General features: G+C 74.4%; 15 protein-coding genes. 9 read left to right on the top strand and 6 right to left on the bottom strand.

The genetic code is table 11. The features are described 5' to 3' along the window. Window positions 1-55 precede the first annotated feature (55 nt). Both Q5530_RS30065 and Q5530_RS30070 read right to left on the bottom strand, forming a co-directional pair. Window positions 56-2,365 (bottom strand): discoidin domain-containing protein, encoded by a 2,310-nt coding sequence (locus tag Q5530_RS30065; RefSeq protein ID WP_415366198.1) that lies wholly within the window; start codon window positions 2,363-2,365, stop codon window positions 56-58. Between the two features lie 397 nt (window positions 2,366-2,762). Further along, entirely contained in the window at window positions 2,763-4,796 is a 2,034-nt protein-coding gene (locus Q5530_RS30070; protein WP_415366199.1) for a diguanylate cyclase, read from the bottom strand. 247 nt (window positions 4,797-5,043) lie between these two features. Here Q5530_RS30070 and Q5530_RS30075 point away from each other — a divergent pair, with 247 nt between their 5' ends. After that, on the top strand, window positions 5,044-5,700 hold the full coding sequence (locus Q5530_RS30075; protein WP_415366200.1) for a transcriptional regulator: 657 nt from the start codon (window positions 5,044-5,046) through the stop codon (window positions 5,698-5,700). Window positions 5,701-5,843: 143 nt separating this feature from the next. Here Q5530_RS30075 and Q5530_RS30080 read toward each other — a convergent pair whose 3' ends face one another. Together Q5530_RS30080 and Q5530_RS30085 are read right to left on the bottom strand one after the other, a co-directional pair. Then, window positions 5,844-7,946, bottom strand: coding sequence for a putative bifunctional diguanylate cyclase/phosphodiesterase (locus Q5530_RS30080; RefSeq protein ID WP_415366201.1), 2,103 nt, complete (start codon window positions 7,944-7,946; stop codon window positions 5,844-5,846). Window positions 7,947-8,093: 147 nt separating this feature from the next. Continuing rightward, window positions 8,094-8,270, bottom strand: a complete 177-nt coding sequence (locus tag Q5530_RS30085; protein WP_415366202.1) for a hypothetical protein — start codon at window positions 8,268-8,270, stop codon at window positions 8,094-8,096. Window positions 8,271-8,379: 109 nt separating this feature from the next. Between Q5530_RS30085 and Q5530_RS30090 the strand changes: the two genes are divergently transcribed. Further along, window positions 8,380-9,549 carry a metallophosphoesterase gene (locus tag Q5530_RS30090; protein WP_415366203.1) on the top strand — a complete coding sequence of 390 codons (1,170 nt, stop codon included), beginning with the start codon at window positions 8,380-8,382 and terminating at the stop codon, window positions 9,547-9,549. Between the two features lie 35 nt (window positions 9,550-9,584). After that, entirely contained in the window at window positions 9,585-10,502 is a 918-nt protein-coding gene (locus Q5530_RS30095; RefSeq protein ID WP_415366204.1) for an NAD-dependent epimerase/dehydratase family protein, read from the top strand. A gap of 103 nt (window positions 10,503-10,605) precedes the next feature. Here Q5530_RS30095 and Q5530_RS30100 read toward each other — a convergent pair whose 3' ends face one another. Together Q5530_RS30100 and Q5530_RS30105 are read right to left on the bottom strand one after the other, a co-directional pair. Beyond that, window positions 10,606-10,824, bottom strand: coding sequence for a hypothetical protein (locus Q5530_RS30100; RefSeq protein ID WP_380638626.1), 219 nt, complete (start codon window positions 10,822-10,824; stop codon window positions 10,606-10,608). A 108-nt stretch (window positions 10,825-10,932) separates the two neighbouring features. Continuing rightward, entirely contained in the window at window positions 10,933-11,412 is a 480-nt protein-coding gene (locus Q5530_RS30105) for a DUF4383 domain-containing protein (protein WP_415366205.1), read from the bottom strand. A 154-nt stretch (window positions 11,413-11,566) separates the two neighbouring features. On the opposite strand from Q5530_RS30105, the gene Q5530_RS30110 reads away from it, so the two are divergent. The 6 genes from Q5530_RS30110 to argS all read left to right on the top strand — a co-directional run bounded on the left by Q5530_RS30110 (window position 11,567) and on the right by argS (window position 17,575). Next, the gene (locus Q5530_RS30110; RefSeq protein ID WP_415366206.1) at window positions 11,567-11,965 is read left to right on the top strand and encodes a TOBE domain-containing protein; all 399 of its coding nucleotides are present in this window, start codon (window positions 11,567-11,569) and stop codon (window positions 11,963-11,965) included. A gap of 2 nt (window positions 11,966-11,967) precedes the next feature. Beyond that, on the top strand, window positions 11,968-12,702 hold the full coding sequence (modA, locus tag Q5530_RS30115; RefSeq protein ID WP_415366345.1) for a molybdate ABC transporter substrate-binding protein: 735 nt from the start codon (window positions 11,968-11,970) through the stop codon (window positions 12,700-12,702). Then, complete coding sequence (gene modB / locus Q5530_RS30120; RefSeq protein ID WP_415366207.1) at window positions 12,699-13,487, top strand: molybdate ABC transporter permease subunit; 789 nt, start codon at window positions 12,699-12,701, stop codon at window positions 13,485-13,487. The genes modA and modB overlap by 4 nt, the downstream gene beginning before the upstream one ends. Beyond that, on the top strand, window positions 13,484-14,533 hold the full coding sequence (locus Q5530_RS30125; protein ID WP_415366208.1) for an ABC transporter ATP-binding protein: 1,050 nt from the start codon (window positions 13,484-13,486) through the stop codon (window positions 14,531-14,533). Before modB ends, Q5530_RS30125 begins: the two co-directional genes overlap by 4 nt. Before the next feature lie 96 nt (window positions 14,534-14,629). Continuing rightward, window positions 14,630-15,667 carry a medium chain dehydrogenase/reductase family protein gene (locus Q5530_RS30130; protein ID WP_415366210.1) on the top strand — a complete coding sequence of 346 codons (1,038 nt, stop codon included), beginning with the start codon at window positions 14,630-14,632 and terminating at the stop codon, window positions 15,665-15,667. Window positions 15,668-15,856: 189 nt separating this feature from the next. Next, entirely contained in the window at window positions 15,857-17,575 is a 1,719-nt protein-coding gene (gene argS, locus Q5530_RS30135; RefSeq protein WP_415366346.1) for an arginine--tRNA ligase, read from the top strand. The last annotated feature ends 4 nt before the right edge of the window (window positions 17,576-17,579 follow it).

Consider the following 17,579-nt stretch of genomic DNA (forward strand, 5'->3'; position numbering starts at 1 on the left):
GGACACGGGGTGGGTGCTCCCCCGCCGCACGGCCGGCGAGCACCCACCCGTCGCGTCAGCTCGCGTACACCTCGAACTCCGCCAGCTGGGCGGCCGGCCACCCGGTGTTGCCGGTGACGGTGAGCCGCAGGAAGCGGGAGCTGCCCGTGATAGGGATGCTCACCTGGTTCCCCGACGCGGGGTCGAACCGGTAGCCCGTCGAGGCGACCAGCTGGCCGTACGTGCTGCCGTTGGCGCTGCCGGACACGCTCAGCGTCTGCGTTCGGGCACCCCACGCGGTGGCCGGCGGCAGCTTGAGCACGATCCGCCGCACCGGGACCGCGCTGCCCAGGTCCACCGTGAAGGTCTGCGGGAACTGGTTGTTCACGCTCTCCCAGTAGGTGCCGGTGTTGCCGTCGACCGCGTTGCCGCCGGGGAAGCCGCCGGTGGTGCTGGAGGCCGTCACGGGCTTGCCGCGCGCCAGGTTGCCGCCCGGCACCACCGAGGTCGTCGTGGTCGTCGTGGTGGTGGTGGTCGTGGTCGGCGGGGTGGTCGGGTCGGTGTAGACCGGCTCGGGCCACGCGCCGCAGTACGACGGGCCGTCCCAGCCGGAGTTGCCCGCGCCCCGGGTGATCTGGAACGCGCCCTCACCCAGGCAGTTGTAGACGCCGGCGCGGCCGAGGCCGGTGGCGACCACGTTGGTGAACGACGCCGAGCCGGGCGACTGGAGCTGGACGCCGAACGTGCCGGCGCCGTTGATGCGCACGCCGTTGAAGTGGACGTTGGTGATGGTGCCGCTGATGAACTGGATGGCCTCGTAGTTGCTGTCGACCAGGTCGGTGTCGGTGACGTCGATGCGGCCGGTCATGGCGCCGTCGCGGGCGTCGAACCACAGCGCGCCCACGCCGAACTGCCAGTTGGAGTCCAGCACGCCCGCGCGCAGGGTGGTGTTGCGCGACAGCGTGGTGGTGCCGGACAGCGGCACCGAGGAGAACCGGTTGCCGACGTGCAGGCCGCCGCCCTGGTCCTGGGTGTCGGCGACGACGTTCTCCGTGACGACGTTGTCCCGGCCGCCGTAGAGGGCGATGCCGTTGGCCTTCATCGGCACCACCACGGTGTTGCGGCGGATGGTGTTGGAGTGGTCGGCCTGCTGCTCGGACCACAGCGCGATGCCGTCGTCGCTGATGTTGCGGAACAGGTTGTGCTCGACGAGCACGTTGCTGATGCCGCGGTGCAGGTTCATGCCGTCCGCGAGCTGGTCGACGACCCGGTTGCCGCGGATGGTCAGCCCGTCGAAGGGGCCGTCGAGCCACAGCCCGACCTTGGTGTGCTGGAGGAACATGCCGGAGACGACCGAGCCGCCGCCCAGCGCGCCGCCGATGGCGTTGGTCTGGTCGCAGTCCACCCGGTTGGTGACCTCGCCGATGATCGCGAAGTCGTGCAGGCCGACGCGGGTGCTCACGCCCGAGTTGCCGCCCTGGCCGCACGAGGACGGCTCGCCCAGGCCGTAGAAGCCGACGCGGTCGCCCGTCACGACGCTGTGCCAGTGGCCCGCGCCGCGCACGGTGACCCGGTCGACGGTGATGTGCTTGGTGACGGTGAACCGGCCGGCCGGGATCCACACCTCGCGGCCGGCGGCGCGGGCGGCGGCCACCGCGGCGTCGAAGGCCGCGCTGTCGTTGGTGCCGTCGTTCGGGGTGGCGCCGTGCTCGGTGACCGACACGGAGTTCGCCGGGCGGCCGGCGGGCGGCGCAACCAGCTCGAAGTCGGCCAGGTCGACGGTGTAGGACGGCGCGGTGTCGCCCGCGTCGACCTGGAGCCGCACCTTGGCGCCCGCCTGGAGGGTGGTCGGGAACAGCGCGCGGGTGGAGTCGTAGAGGTGGTGCGGGCGGCCCTGGCCCGGGTCGTTGGAGTACGGGTAGGAGCCGTAGCGCCAGGCGTACCGGGAGGTCAGGGTGAGGCTGCCGGACTTCTGCCCGTTCAGGTACAGCGACAGCGGGGCGGTGATGCCCGCGCCGCCGTTGCCGTCGGGGACGCTGTAGCGCAGGTCGATGGAGTTCGCGGGCTCGGTGAGGGTGAACTCGACGTACCGGCCCTGGCCGGACAGCGTGACGGCCCGCCGCCCCGACGCCTCGCCCTCCAGCGTGCCCTGGCGGCGGCCGGGGCCGATGCGCGTGCCGTTGGTGGCGGCCAGCTCCGCCTCGTGCTCCACGAACGGCACGTCGGCGCCCCGGTTCGGGACGTCGAACGGCGAGCCGGGGGCCGCGGCGACCGAGATCGACCCGGCCGGGTCCGCGCTCGCGACCACGGCGGCGGCCAGCAGCGCGGCGGTCGTCACGACCGCGCCGAGCGCCGGCAGGCGCCGGGGGTGGGGTGTCAGGCGCATGGGTTCAGCCCTTCGTTGGACAGGACCCCGGCGGCGGGCAGGGACGTCACGTGGTGTGGCGCGGCGCACACCATAAGCAGAACCTCTGCAAGATGTCTACTTAATCACGCAAAAAGTCGACTATAAGTCGGCGAGCGGGGTGCTGATCGCCAGGTGCGTGTCCACCAGGGTGTCGTCGAGGTCGAACAGGACGAGCCTCAGCAGGTGTCGCCCAGCTCGGGGTGGTCCCACGGGACCATCGAGGTCGGCGTGAACCGCGGCCCGACCCGCTTGGCGGCCCGAGCCGCCACGAACGCGTCCAGCTCGGACCGATCGTGGCCACCGTGACGACCCGCCGCCCCGCCGGGAACGCGCGCACCTCGTCCGGGTCCGTGGCGATCGAGGCGCGGCGCGGGGTTCAGGACAGGCGGGTGCCCTCGCGGGACGCGGCCGGCCCGGTGACCATGTCGCCCACCGCGTGCTCGTCCAGCAGCTCCAGGAACACGTCCACCAGGTGCGGGTCGAACCGGGCGCCCCGGCCCACCCGCAGCTCCCGCACCGCCTGCTCGTGGGTCAGCGCCCGCCGGTGCGGCCGGTCGGCGCGCATCGCGGCCCACGCGTCGCACACCGACAGGATCCGGGCCTCGATGCGGATGCGCTCGCCGCGCAGGCCGTTGGGGTAGCCCGCGCCGTCCCACCGCTCGTGGTGCTGGCGGATGACCTCGGCGACCTCGGCGTGGTCGGGCAGCACGCCGACCATGCGGGCGCCGCTGTCGGGGTGCTCGTGCAGCAGGTGCCACTGCTGGTCGGTCAGCGGGCCGGACTCGGTGAGCAGGTCGTCGGGCAGCACGACCATGCCCACGTCCAGCAGCCGCCCCGCGCGGTGCGCGGTGCGGACCTCGCCGGCGTCGCGCTCCAGGCGCTCGGCCGCGGTCCGCGCCCACTCGGCGATGGCCACGCTGCGCCCCGGGCTCGCCACCCGCAGGTCAACCAGGTCCGCGACCTGGTCCAGGTAGTCCACCGCGACGTCCTCCCGCTGCTCCGCGACCGATGTCCCACCGGCCACCGCGCGGTCGCGACCAAGGTCCTTGGCCAGGTACAGCGCGCGGTCGGCGGCCGACACCAGCGCGGACGCCGACCCGTGGTGGGGCGCGAACGCGGCGGTGCCGGCGGAGAGCGTAACCGTCACCGACGACTCGTCGCTCACGACGATCGGCTCCCGGGCGACGGCGTGGCGCAGCCGTTCGGCCAACCGGGTCGGCTGCTCGGCGTCGACACCCGTGGTGATCAGCGCGAACTCCTCGCCCCCGTAGCGGGCCAGCACCTGCTCGGGGCCGGCGACCTCGCGCAGCCGGTCCGCCACCTCGACCAGCACCCGGTCGCCGCCGGGGTGCCCGAACCGGTCGTTGATCTGCTTGAACCGGTCCACGTCGAGGATCACCACGGCCAGCGGGCCGCCGACGCGCTCGGCCCGCGCCACGTCGTCGGCCAGCCGCGCCTCGAAGTAGCGGCGGCTGCGCAGGCCGGTGAGCCCGTCGGTGATGGCGATCCGGCGCTGGTCGACCGCCAGGCCCGCCAGCCGGGTCGTGGTCAGCGCGAACAGCACCGCGCAGCCGACCGCGATCACCGGGACGTCCCGCTGCACGCCCTGGGCGTGCTGGAGGATCAGCAGCAGCGGCCCGATCAGCGCGCCCAGGCACAGCACGGTCAGCCGCGGCCAGCTCAACCGCAGCGCGGGCGCGTCCACGTTCTGCGCGATCCGGCCCATGGACGGGTGCAGGGCGCACGCGCCGAGCGCCAGGTTGCCGGTCAGCCAGATCGCGTCGAGGAAGTTGCCCGCCGCGTAGGTCTGGTCCAGCCGTTGCATGACGTAGACGGTGTCGGCGGTGAGGATCGCCGCGAGCCACGCGCTGAGCAGCACGAACGACCCGTCGCGACGACCGCCGCCGCCGAACAGCAGCCGCAGCGAGACCAGCAGCACCACCAGGTCCATCAGCGGGTAGGCCAGCGACGCGACCTCCACCAGCAGCGGTGTGCCCAGGCGGGTCTGCGGGCCGATCACGAACACCCACGACAGCAGGCCCGCGCCCACGGTGAGCGACGCGGCGTCGAGCAGGCCGGGCAGGTCGCGGTCGGAGCGGCGCTGGCGCACCAGCACCACCAGCCCGGCGATCACCAGCGGGTAGTGGCCGATGTAGAACACGTCGGCGACCGAGGGGTAGCGCGTCTCGTGGAGCACGTAGTGGGAGACGTAGAACGTGGTGTCGGCCAGGGCGTAGACCACCTGCCCGAGCCCGAGCAGCACCCACGGCGCGCGGTGCTCGGGCCGGTTGCGGCGCATCCCCCACCACACCGCGACGGCGGCGGACGCGCTGACCGCGCAGTACACGACCACGCGCAGCGGCACCGGGCCGACGAAGATCGGCACGGTGTAGTAGACGGCCACGGCCACCAGACCGAGAACCAGGTAACCGAGCCAGAGCCGGTCGGGTTTTTCGATCGGGATTCCGCGGCTTTCGACCGACCTGTCCGCGACGACGCGCAATCCCGACTCTCCTTCTGCGGCTCGGCTCCGCTGCGACAAGCGTGGCCATGAGATCGGTAAACGGGACGTTGCGTCAATCCCCTGTTGCCGAGTCTTCATCGTCCTCACCCAGAGGATAGGGTTGGCGCCCAACACCGTCGCCACTGGGGAGATCATGTCGGACGAAGCGCGGGAACTGCTGGAGCGGGTGCGCGAGGAGGTGCGCCGGGACGGCGGGACCAACGAACTGGTGCCGCTGATCGCCGGCGGACGGGCACCGCTCGACGCGCTGCGGGGCCTCGCGGCGGAGGAACACCTGATCGTGCGCAGCGATTGGCGAGCGTTCCTCACCTTGGCGGCGCAGGCGACCGAGCGTCCGCAGCGCGAGTTCTTCGCGATGGTCGCGGGCGGCGAGGGGCTGGCGCTGGCCAAGCTCGGCGACTTCGCCGCGGGCTGCGGCCTGACCGGGGCGGACCTGGCCTCGTACCGACCCCTGCCGGGGTGCCAGGCGTACCCGTCGTACGTGGCCAGGCTCGCCCTGGACGGCAATCCGCACGACGCGCTGCTCGCGATTCTGGCGAATTTCGCGGAATGGGGCGGCTATTGCGCGACGATCGCCGGCGGGCTGCGCGAGCATTACGGATTCGACGACGCGGCCTGCGCGTTCTTCGACTTCTTCGCCACCCCGTCGCCGGAGTTGGACGCCCTCTCGCTGGCCGCCCTCGACGCGGTCCTGGCCACCGGGTGGACCCCGGAGGGGGCCCTGCCGGCGGCCCGCCTGCTGCACTCCTACGAGCTGATGTTCTGGAACACGCTGGCCAGGGTGGCCTGAGGGGGCGCGGGGGCGGTCCCGGTCGTCCCCGCGCCGGTCGTGACCGGTTGTCCCGCCCCGGTCGTGCGCTCGACCACGCCTTGTTGTGAGCCGCGCGCGGGCGGTTCCGCCCGTTCCGCGCGAGGATCGGGACGCCGGCGCGGTCAGGACACCGCGATCGGGTGGCTGTCCCAGTTCTCCGGGGTGTCGGGGCGGCCGAACAGGTAGCCCTGGGCGTAGGCGCAGCCCGCCCGGCGCAGCCAGTCCGCCTGCGCCTCGGTCTCGATGCCCTCGGCGACGGTGTGCGCCCCCAGCACCTCGGCCAGGTCGATGATGCAGCGGACCACGCCCGCGGTGCGGCCGGTGTCGTCGAGGTTCCCGGTGAACGACTTGTCGATCTTGACCACGTCGAACGGGTACCGCTGGAGGTAGCTCAGCGAGGAGTAACCGGTGCCGAAGTCGTCCAGGGCCACCCGGACGCCGGTCTCGCGGACCTCCATCAGGCCGCGCATCGCCGCCTCGTCGGCCCACACCGACTCGGTCACCTCGATGGTCAGCTGGGTGGGCGGCAGGCCGGTGGTCTTGAGCACCCGGTCGAGGGAGGGCAGGAACACGGGCGCGGAGAGCTGGCGGGTGGAGACGTTGACGGTCACGCCGAGCCCGCGGCCCTCCTCGCGCCAGCGCATGGCCTGCTCGCAGGCCCCGGCGAGGACCTTGGCGCCCAGCGGCACGATGAGGCCGGTCTCCTCCGCCAGGCCGATGAACGCGCCGGGCGCGAGCAGCCCGTGACCGGGGCGCTGCCAGCGCACCAGGGCCTCCGCGCCGGCGGCCTCCGAGGTCGCCAGGTCCACGATCGGCTGGTAGTGCAGCACCAGCTGGCCCTCGTCCACCGCGGTGCGCAGGTCGGCCTTGTCGCGCTGGCGCGCCAGCACCTGCTCGCCCATCTCCGGCCGGAACAGCCGGATGCGCGCGCCGCCCTCCCGCTTGGCCGCGTACATCGCGGTGTCCGCGTCCCGCAGCAGGTCGGCGGTGCCGATGCCCGGTCGCGACACGGCGATGCCCACGCTGGCCCGGATCGCCGTGTCGTGCCCGAGGCCGGCCAGCGGTCGGGCCAGCTCGGACAGCACGCGGGTGGCCAGCCGCGCCGAGTCGCGCACGTCGTGCCCCGGCGCGAGCACCGCGAACTCGTCGCCGCCCAGCCGCGCGGCCTCGGCCACCGGGCCCGCGGCCCGGTTGATCCGCTCGGCCGCCGACACCAGGTACCAGTCCCCCGCCTCGTGCCCGTCGGCGTCGTTGACCTCCTTGAACCCGTCCAGGTCGATCACGAGCAGGCCGACCGCCTCGCCGGCCAGCAGCGCCTGGTCCACCAGGTGCAGGAAGTGGGCGCGGCCGGCCAGCCCGGTCAGCTCGTCGCGCTCGGCGCGGGCGCGCAGGACCTCCTCGAACCGCCGGCGCTTGCTCACGTCCTGGGCGGTGACCAGGGTCCGCCGCTCGATCGGCACCGCGTGCACGGCCAGGACGCCGGTGGCGCCGTCGGGGCGCGGCACCTCCACCTCGACGGCCTCCTCGGCGGTGCGGCAGCCGGAGGTGCAGCGGGAGAGGTCGGGGCCGTGCGGGCACGGCACGCGATCGGCCGGGTCCCCGGTCCAGTCCAGCAGCTCCCGGGCGCGCTCGTTGCGCAGCGCGGGCCTGCCCTCCTCGTCGAGCAGCACCAGGCCGACGGGGCTGGCGCGCACCACGGCTTCGAGGGTGCGGTTGGCGTGCTCGACCAACCGCGTGGCGCGGACCGCCTCGTGCAGCGCCAGGCTCTCCACGACCAGCCCGGCCAGCGGCATGAGGTTGGCGGCGACCTGCGGTCCGGTGACGGCGGCCGGTTGGTCGACCAGCCACCAGGTCAGCCCGGCGAGGTAGCCGACGAGCGCGGGCAGCGCCCTGACCGGGAACCGCTCCGCGCCGACGCGCAGGGCCCGGCGCACGGTGACCGCGAAGAGGAAGGCGATGACGGGCTGCGGGGTGGGCATCACCAGCGTCGCGCCGAGGATGACCACGCCCTCGACCGCGGCGACGGCCCACGAGTCGCGTCCGGGCCGCAACCAGGCCGCCAGCACGACCAGGGCCAGGACGGCGAGCGGCAGGTGGGCGGGGCCGGCGCCGACGAACACCAGCTGCACGGCGAACGCCACGCCGGCCAGCCAGGTGAACGCCGAGGTCAGCCGGACCGTGCGGCGCAGCCCGGACAGCCCCGGCGACAGGAGTCCCCCGTCCACCGGGGCACGGGTTGGACGAGCCACGCCCGGTTACCCCCAGAGTAGAACGACGATCACGGCACAGCCTGCCGGGTGATCGCACTATTCAGACCCGTTCGCCGGGAATCAACCGCCATTCGGGTGAATGTCCACTGTGGACCGAGCCGGTCAGTTGGCCGGGGTGCCGTCCTCGTTCGGCGGGTCCGAGTCGGGGAACGGGTCGGGGGTGGCCTCACGGAGGTCGACCGCTTCCGACCTGGCCTCGGCGATGTCCCGCCGCACCTCCTCCAGCCGCTCGTCCTGCTCGGGTGTCCGGACCTCGCGCACGTCGTCCTCGTCGACCATGGTCCGGGGATTGCCGACAGGCGGGTGGGCAAACCGCTTTGGACAGCGGTCGGCGCGAAAGCTAGCCTCTGTTAACAGACCACCGGTTCGTAAACGGCGAGGAGCCCCGATGTCGACCAGCGCGCCACCCCGTCCGTCCGCGCGGCGCCGCGTCGCGTTCGCGGTGGTGCTGCTCACGGTGACGGCGCTGCTGTTCTGGGTGCCGTACTTCGGCCTGTTCGCGCCGAGCGCGCGGTGGCCGTGGCCGGTGCAGTGGGCGGGCACCGCGTTCTTCGTCGCGGCCTCGGTGGCGTTCCCGCTGCTGCTGGTCCGCGCGCACGGCCGCCGGCACACCGACCGCGCCGCCCGGGTCGCGCACGCGGTGCTCGGCGTGGCGTGGGTGTTCTTCGCCTGGACCCTGGTCACCGACGTGCTGCGGCTCGTCCTGGCGGTCGCGGGCGTGGACAACCCGCTGCGGGCCCGGGTCGTGGCGGTGCTGCTGCTGGTGATCGGCCTGGCCCTGACCGCGCACGGCGTCCACGAGGCGCGGCGCGTGCCGAGGGTGCGGCGGACCGAGGTGGCGCTGCCCCGGCTGGGCGCGGCGTTCGACGGGCTCACCGTCGTGGTGCTCGCCGACACCCACTACGGCGCGATCGACCGCACCCGCTGGTCGCACGCCACCGTCGCGGCGGTCAACGAACTGGACGCCGACGTGGTGGTCCACGTCGGCGACATCGCCGACGGCACGGTGGCGCAGCGCCGGGGCCAGGCCGCCGCGCTGGCCGACGTCCGCGCGCCGCACCGGTTCTACGTCTCCGGCAACCACGAGTACCTGAGCAACGCCCAGGCGTGGCTGGAGCACCTGACCGAGCTGGGCTGGACGAGCCTGCACAACCAGCACCGGGTGCTGGAGCGCGACGGGGCGCGGCTGGTGTTCGCGGGCGTGGACGACGTGACCGGCGCGCACTCCGGCGAACCCGGCCACGGCGCGGACCTGGCCGCGGCGCTGGCGGGCACCCGGCCCGAGGACCCGGTGGTGCTGCTGGCCCACCAGCCCTCCGAGATCGTCAAGGCGGTGGCCGCGGGCGTCGACCTCCAGCTGTCCGGCCACACCCACGGCGGCCAGATCTGGCCGTTCCACCTGCTGGTGCGGCTCCAGCAGCCGGTGCTGTCGGGGTTGAGCCGCCACGGTGAGCGCACCCGCCTCTACACCAGCCGGGGCGCCGGGTTCTGGGGTCCGCCGCTGCGGGTGTTCGCACCCAGCGAGATCTCCCTGCTGACCCTGCGCGCGGGAGCGTGATCGCGGGGGCGGTCCCGGCGTAGCATCACGGCCCCGTGAGGGTCTTGGTGGTGGGTGCGAGCGGGTTGATCGGGCAGCACGTGGTGGAGCGCCTGCGGGCGGTGGGGCACGGGGCGACGACCGCGGCGCGGACCGCGCGCGACGGCGTCGACCACACCCTGGACGCCACGCGCGCGAGCGGCGCGGAGTTCCGCGCGCTGATGGCCGGGCACGACGGCGTGGTGTTCGCGGCGGGCGCGGACGACCGGGAGGTGCCGCGCGGGCCCGCCTACCCCGTGTTCCACCGCGGCAACGTCGCCCCGGTCGTGCGGCTGCTCACCGCGGCCCGCGAGGAGGGCCTGACCCGGGCGGTGGTCCTCGGGTCGTACTACACGCACTTCCACCGGGAGCACCCCGGCTGGCGGCTGGCCGAGCGCCACCCCTACATCCGCAGCCGGGTCGAGCAGGCGCGCCTCGGCCGCGTGGCGGCGGGCCCGGACCTGCCGGTGGCGGTGCTGGAACTGCCGTTCGTGTTCGGCCGCGCCCGGGACCGGGAGCCGAACTGGGCGGGCCCGCTGGACCGGTGGGCGCGGTCGCGGTCACCGCTGCTGGCCCCGCCGGGAGGCAGCGCCGCCACGACGGCCCGGTGCGTGGCCGAGGTGGCGGTGGACGCGCTGGAGCGGGCGTCCGGTGAGGACATCCCGGTGTCCGGGGAGAACCTGACCTGGTCGGGGATGATCGGCCGCGTCGCCGGCGCGGCCGGGCACCCGCGCCCGGTGCGCCGGCTGCCGGGCGCGGTGGTGCGGGCGGCGCTGTGGGCGACCTGGGCGGCGCACGCCGCGCGGGGCAGGCAGTCCGGGTTGGACCCCCGGCACCTGGGCGACCTGCTGCTGCGGGAGCTGTTCATCCCGCCCACCCGACCGGAGTCCCTCGACCCGGCGATCGCGGAGACGTTCCCCCGCGACCGGCGGTAGCCGGGCGGCACGCCGGGAGGGGGCTGACGTTCTCCCGACCGGGTGGACTCACCCCGACAGGGAGGTGGGCAGCGACGCTACGGGTGGTAGCGCCGGCTGCCCACTAGTAGCCGCGTCGACCGGCCGGGGGCGGCTCGTAGTCGTAGTCCTCGTCCTCGTCCGGCACGTCGAACGGCAACGGCCGGTTCGTCCACGAGTCCACCAGGACCAGCAGCACCACGAAGACGATGACGACCACGCCGACCCAGGACAGGCCACCCCAGACCAGGACGCCCGCGATCAACAGCAGCGGCAGGACGGTGAACAGGATGAAGGGGTCCACCCGCCCCAACCGCCGCCGTCGTCCGGAACTCGCCATCTACGCCCTCCCAGTCAAGCGCCTCCCGGGGTGAACTTACGCGACCCGGTTCACCGAGGCGTCAACCGGGCGTCACCGACCGCGCTGCTCCGTGCCGGGGTACCGGCCCCGGGAGCGCTCGGCGAAGGTGGCGATCACCGCGAGCAGGACCATGCCGACGCCCAGACCGAGGTGCAGCAGGTTGTCGGCGGCGTTGAAGGGCACGAAGTTCGCCCCGCCCGCGGCGTCCACGGCCGAGCCGTAGACCCACAGCAGCAGGTAGACGAACCCGCCGACGACCAGGAAGGCGCGCGAGGCGCCCGCGGCGCGGGCCGCCAGGACACCGGCCACGCCGAACAGCAGGTGCACCAGGTTGTGCAGCACCGACACCTGGAACAGCCCGAACAGCTCCGCGCGCGACCCGGTGCCGGCGAAGCCGAGGTGGTCGAAGTGGGCGGTGATGCCGGGGATGAAGCCCAACACCCCGACCAGCAGGAACACCGCTCCGACCAGGAGCGCGATCGCCTGGACGGGACGGCGGCGGGTGCCGGTGCGCTCGGTCGCGCTGGTCATGGCGGTCCTCCGGATCTGGCTGGTTGGGCCTGGCTTACCCCGGGTGGGTGGGGTGAAACCAAGATCCCCCGGGAGCGGCCGACCCGGGGCCGCGTCGCACCGGTGCACGTCACGAGGTCGATTTTCCCGCAGGTGCGGTTCTAGACTTCGGTTCGTGCCGAATTTGCGGATCAGCGAGGCCGCCGCCCTGCTGGGGGTCAGCGACGACACGGTGCGCCGGTGGGTCGAGCAGGGCCGGTTGGCCGAGGTGCGGCTGGACAGCGGCCGCAAGGGCGTGGACGGGCGCGAGCTGGCCGGGCTGGCCCGGCGCCTGGCCGAGGCGCCCGAGCCGGGCGCGACCGTCGCGGCGTCGGCGCGCAACCGGATGCGCGGCATCGTCGTGCGGGTGGTCAAGGACGGGGTGATGGCGCAGGTGGAGATGCAGGCCGGGCCGTTCCGGGTGGTGTCGCTGATGAGCCGCGAGTCGGCCGACGAGCTGGGCCTGGAGGCCGGGTGCGTGGCGGTCGCCTCGATCAAGTCCACCCACGTGGTCGTCGAGATCCCGGGGGCGTGAGCGTGCGGGCGGTCGCCGCCGCGGTGGTCGCCGCGGTCCTGGTCTCCTGCGGCTCCCCCGGCCGGCCGGCGGCGCCCGAGCGGGTGACGGTGTTCGCCGCGGCGTCGTTGACCGAGGCGTTCACCGCGCTGGGGCGGGAGTTCGAGGTCGCCAACCCCGGCACGGACGTGGTCTTCAACTTCGGCGGCAGTTCCGGGCTGGCCCGGCAGATCGGGCAGGGCGCGCCGGCCGACGTGTTCGCCGCGGCCTCCCCCGACACCATGCGCCAGGTCCGCGACGCGGTGTCGCCGGTGACCTTCGCGCGCAACCGGCTGCGCGTCGCGGTGCCCCGGGGCAACCCGGCGGGGGTGACCGGGTTGGCGGACTTCGGCCGCGAGGAGCCGGTGATCGCGCTGTGCGCCGAGCAGGTGCCGTGCGGGGCGGCGGCGCGGGAGGTGTTCGCGGCGGCCGGGGTCGTGCCGCGGCCGGACACGCTGGAGCAGGACGTGAAGGCGGTGCTCACCAAGGTGCGGCTGGGCGAGGCGGACGCCGCGCTGGTCTACCGCACCGACGTGCTCGCCGCGGGCGACGCGGTCGAGGGCCTGGACTTCCCCGAGGCGGGGTCGGCGGTCAACGACTACCCGATCGCGGTGCTGGCCGCGGCGCCCAACGCGGCGGGGGCGCGGGCGTTCGTCGAGCACGTGCGGTCCGAGCGGGGGCGGACCGCGCTGGCCGGGTTCGGGTTCGACGCGCCGTGACGCGCGGCAGGCTGCCGGTGGTGCTGGCGCTGCCGGCGGCGGTGGGGTTGGCGTTCCTGCTGGTGCCGCTGGCGGGGCTGCTGGCCCGCGCGCCGTGGGGCGACCTGCCGGGGCAGCTGTTCAGCGCGTCGGTGGGCGAGGCGCTGCGGCTGTCGCTGGTGTGCGCGTCGCTGGCGACGGTGGTGTGCGTGGTGCTGGGCGTGCCGCTGGCCTGGGTGCTGGCGCGGGGCGACCTGCCGGGGCGGGGGCTGCTGCGGGCGCTGGTGACCGTGCCGCTGGTGCTGCCGCCGGTGGTGGGCGGGGTGGCGCTGCTGTTCGTGCTGGGGCGGCGCGGGCTCGTCGGGCAGTACCTGCACGAGTGGTTCGGGGTGTCGCTGCCGTTCACCACGGCCGGGGTGGTGCTGGCCGAGGCGTTCGTGGCCATGCCGTTCCTGGTGATCTCGGTGGAGGGCGCGCTGCGGGCCGCCGACCCGCGCTACGAGGAGGCGGCCGCGACCCTGGGCGCGTCGCGCTGGCTGGCGTTCCGGCGGGTCACGCTGCCGTCGGTGCTGCCGGGCGTGGTGGCGGGCACGGTGCTGTGCTGGGCGCGGGCGCTGGGCGAGTTCGGGGCGACCATCACCTTCGCCGGCAACTTCCCCGGCGAGACGACCACCATGCCGCTGGCGGTGTACCTGGCGCTGGAGACCGACCCGGACGCGGCGATCGTGCTGAGCGTGGTGCTGCTGGTGGTGTCGGTCGCGGTGCTGGCCGCGCTGCGCGACCGGTGGGTCAGCGGGCCGTCGTGACGCTGGACGCGCGCCTGGAGGTCGACCGCGGCCGGTTCCGGCTCGGGGTGGGGCTGACCGCGGAGCCCGGCGAGGTGGTGGCCCTGCTGGGGCCCAACGGGGCGGGCAAGACGACGGCGCTGCGCGCGCTGGCGGGGCTGCTGCGGTTGACCGGCGGGCACCTGCGCGTGGGCGGGCGGGAGTGGGACGTGCCGCCGGGGGTGTTCCTGCCGCCCGAGCGGCGGCCGATCGGCGTGGTGTTCCAGGACTACCTGCTGTTCGCGCACCTAAGCGCGCTGGAGAACGTCGCCTTCGGCCTGCGGGCGCGGGGCGCGGGTCGGGCGGCGGCCCGCGCGGAGGCGGCCCGCTGGCTGGAGCGGGTGGGGTTGGCCGAGCACGCGCGGACCCGGCCGCGGGCGCTGTCCGGCGGGCAGGCGCAGCGCGTCGCGCTGGCCCGCGCCCTGGTCACCCGCCCGGACCTGCTGCTGCTGGACGAGCCGCTGGCGGCGCTGGACGCGGCGACCCGCCTGCACGTGCGCGCGGAGCTGGCCGGGCACCTGCGCGACTACCCCGGCCACACCCTGCTGGTCACCCACGACCCGCTCGACGCCATGGTGCTGGCCGACCGGCTGGTGGTGCTGGAGCGCGGCGAGGTGGTGCAGCAGGGCGCGCCGGCCGAGGTCGCCCGCCGGCCGCGCACCGACTACGTCGCCGACCTGGTGGGCCTGAACCTCTACCGGGGCACGGCCTCGGGCGCCTCGGTGGCGCTGGACGGGGGCGGCGCGCTGACCGTGGCCGCGCCGGCGGCCGGGCGCGTGCACGTGGTGTTCCCGCCGAACGCGGTGAGCCTGCACCCCGCGCGGCCCGGCGGCAGCCCGCGCAACGCGTGGGAGGTGACCGTGGCCGGGGTGGAGCAACACGCGCACACCACCCGCGTCCGGCTGGAGGGCGCGCCGCCCGTGCTCGCCGACGTGACCACCGCGACCGTGGCCGAGCTGCGGCTCAAGCCGGGCGACCGGCTGTGGGCCGCGGTGAAGGCGACCGAGGTGAGCGCCTACCCGGCTTAAGTGAGTAACCAACCACTCCTGTTGACAAGGAGGCATTTCGCCCGTTTACTTCTCCCTAGATTGAGTGACTGACCACTCACAAATGGAGGAGGCTGCGTGGACGACGCGTCGACCGGACAGGTGCTGGAGGTCGTGCTGCCCGGGGTGGTCGAACCCGACGGGCTGGTGCTGCGCCACCGCGAGCGCCCCACCCCCGGCCCCGGTCGAGCCCTGGTGCGGGTCGAGGCGACGGGGGTGTCGTTCGCCGAGCAGCAGATGCGCCGGGCCAAGTACTACGACCAGCCCCCGTTCCCGTTCGTGCCCGGCTACGACCTGGTCGGCACGGTCGCCGAGGTGGGCCCCGGCGTCGACCCCGGCCTGCTGGGCGGCCGGTTCGCCGTGCTCACCAAGACCGGCGGGTGGGCCAGCCACGCCGTGGTGGACGCCGCCGACCTGGTGCCCGTGCCCGACGGCGTCGACCCCGCCGAGGCCGAGACGCTGGTGGTCAACGGCATCACCGCCTGGCAGGTGCTGCACGGCGTCGCCCGGGTCGCCGAGGGGCAGACCGTGCTGGTGCACGGCGCGAACGGCGGCGTCGGCTCCACCCTCGTGCAACTGGCCCGCCTGGCCGGGGCGCGGGTCATCGGCACCGCGTCGCCGCGCCACCACGACGCGGTGCGCGAACTGGGCGCCACCCCCCTGGACTACCGCGACCCCGCGCTGCCCGCGAAGGTGCGCGAACTGGCGCCCGGCGGCGTGGACGCGGTCTTCGACCACGTCGGCGGCCCCGGCATCGTCGACTCCTGGCGGCTGCTGGGACCGCGCGGCACCCTGGTGGCCTACGGCACCGCGTCCACGCGCGACGCCCCGGGCTCCTCCCGCCTGCCGGTGCTCAGGCTGTTCGCCCGCCTGCTCCTGTGGGACGCCCTGCCCGGTGGCCGCACCGCGAAGTTCTTCAACATCTGGACGGGCAAGCGCGACGCGGCCGGCTTCCGCGCCCGCCTGGGCCGCGACCTGGGGGCGGTGTTCGCGCTGCTGGCCGAGGGGCGGCTGCGACCGCAGGTGGCCGCGCGCGTGCCGCTGGAGCGGGTGGCCGAGGCGGTGGCGCTGGCCGAGTCCGGCACGATCACCGGCAAGGTCGTGCTGGTGCCGTGAGAACCACCGGCCGGGGCCCGCGAATTTCGGTTGCGCCCCGACCCGGACCGGGCGACTGTGGGCACCCGTTTCGCACCCGGGGTGCCGTGTGGAACGGGTTCCGGCCGAATTCCGTTTCGATGAAAGAGGACGTTCCAGGTGAATCACCACCGCGAGGTGCTGTCGCTGTCGGGGCGGGTCGCCGCCACGATGTCGGAGGCGATCGGCCGGGTCCGGGCGGACCTGGCCGGGGCGGACCCGGTGGTGCGACGATCCGACCGCGCCGACTTCCAGTGCAACGCCGCCCTCGCCCTGGCCAAGCGCATCGGCGTCGAGCCCCGCGACCTGGCCACCGACATCGTGGGCGCGCTCGACCTCGACGGGCAGACCGCGGTCGCCGCCGCGGCACCGTCGGGCCCCGGCTTCCTCAACGTCACCGTGACCGACCACGCGGTCTGGGAGCAGGTCGCCGCCCGCCTGCGGGACCCCCGCCTCGGCACGGGTGCTCCGGAAGGCGGGCGGCGGACCGTCGTCGACTACTCGGCGCCCAACATCGCCAAGGAGATGCACGTCGGGCACCTCCGCACGACGATCATCGGCGACAGCCTGGCCCGCGTCCTGGCATTCCTCGGCGCGGACGTGGTGCGCCAGAACCACCTGGGCGACTGGGGAACCCAGTTCGGGATGCTGATCCAGTACCTCGACGAGCACCCGGACGCCACGTGGCACCACGACGAGCTCGACGAGGGCGCCTCGGCGGTGTCCGCCCTCAACGACCTGTACCGGGCGGCACGCGCCGAGTTCGACGCCGACCCGGACTTCGCCGACCGCTCCCGCGCCCGCGTCGTCGCCCTCCAGGCGGGCGACCCGGACACCGTCGCGGTCTGGCGGGGCATCATCACCGAGTCCGAACGGTCGTTCCGAGCGATCTACGACCGGTTGACCGTGCTGCTCACCGCCGAGGACTCGGTGGGCGAGTCGTTCTACAACCCCATGCTGGCCGACACCGCGGACGAACTGGTCGCCGCGGGCCTGGCCGTCGAGAGCGAGGGCGCGCTGGTCTTCCACTCGGACGAGGTGTCCGGCCCGGAGGGCAAACCCGCCGCGCTCATGGTCCGCAAGAGCGACGGCGGCTACGGCTACGACACCACCGACCTGGCCACCATCCGCTACCGCATCCGCGAGCTCGGGGCCGACCGGCTGGTCTACGTCACCGACTCGCGCCAGTCCCTGCACTTCCAGCTCGTCTTCGAGGCCGCCCGCCGCGCCGGCTGGCTCACCGACGGCACCAGCGCCGAGCACGTCGCCTACGGCACGATCCTCGGCCCGGACGGGACGCCGTTCAAGACCCGGGCGGGCGGCACCGTCCGCCTCGTGGACCTGCTCGACGCCGCCGTCACCCGCGCCCGCGCCGTCGTGGTCGAGAAGAACCCGGACCTCGACGCGGCCGAGCTGGACCGGATCGCCGAGTCGGCGGGCATCGCCGCGGTCAAGTACGCGGACCTGTCCACCTCGCGGGTGAAGGACTACTCCTTCGACGTCGACCGCATGGTCTCCTTCACCGGCAACACCGGGGTCTACCTCCAGTACGCCCACGCCCGCATCAGCTCCATCCTGCGCAACGCGGGCGACCCGGACACCACCGTCGACCCCACCACCGCGCTCCACCCGGCCGAGCGGGACCTCGTCCTGACGCTCGACGCCCACGGCGCCGTCCTGACCGAGGTCGCCGCCACCCTCGAACCGCACCGGCTCTGCGGCCACCTCTACGACGTGGCCCGCGCCTTCACCGCGTTCTACGAAGCCTGCCCCGTCCTGAAGGCCGACGAACCAGTGCGCGGCAACCGGCTCGCCCTGTGCCGGCTCACGGCCCGCACGCTGGGTCACGGCCTCGACCTGCTGGGGATCGCCGCACCGGAACGCATGTAGTCCC

The organism is Saccharothrix sp. BKS2 (genome assembly GCF_047689505.1).
Lineage (GTDB): Bacteria > Actinomycetota > Actinomycetes > Mycobacteriales > Pseudonocardiaceae > Actinosynnema > Actinosynnema lopnurensis.

Excerpts from the sequence above, each read along its gene's own strand:
- Q5530_RS30105 (WP_415366205.1), bottom strand. The coding sequence starts at position 11,412 with ATGACCAGCGCGACCGAGCGCACCGGCACCCGCCGCCGTCCCGTCCAG.
- Q5530_RS30090 (WP_415366203.1), top strand. The coding sequence starts at position 8,380 with ATGTCGACCAGCGCGCCACCCCGTCCGTCCGCGCGGCGCCGCGTCGCG.
- argS (WP_415366346.1), top strand. The coding sequence starts at position 15,857 with ATGTCGGAGGCGATCGGCCGGGTCCGGGCGGACCTGGCCGGGGCGGAC.
- Q5530_RS30065 (WP_415366198.1), bottom strand. The coding sequence starts at position 2,365 with ATGCGCCTGACACCCCACCCCCGGCGCCTGCCGGCGCTCGGCGCGGTC.
- Q5530_RS30085 (WP_415366202.1), bottom strand. The coding sequence starts at position 8,270 with ATGGTCGACGAGGACGACGTGCGCGAGGTCCGGACACCCGAGCAGGAC.
- Q5530_RS30075 (WP_415366200.1), top strand. The coding sequence starts at position 5,044 with ATGTCGGACGAAGCGCGGGAACTGCTGGAGCGGGTGCGCGAGGAGGTG.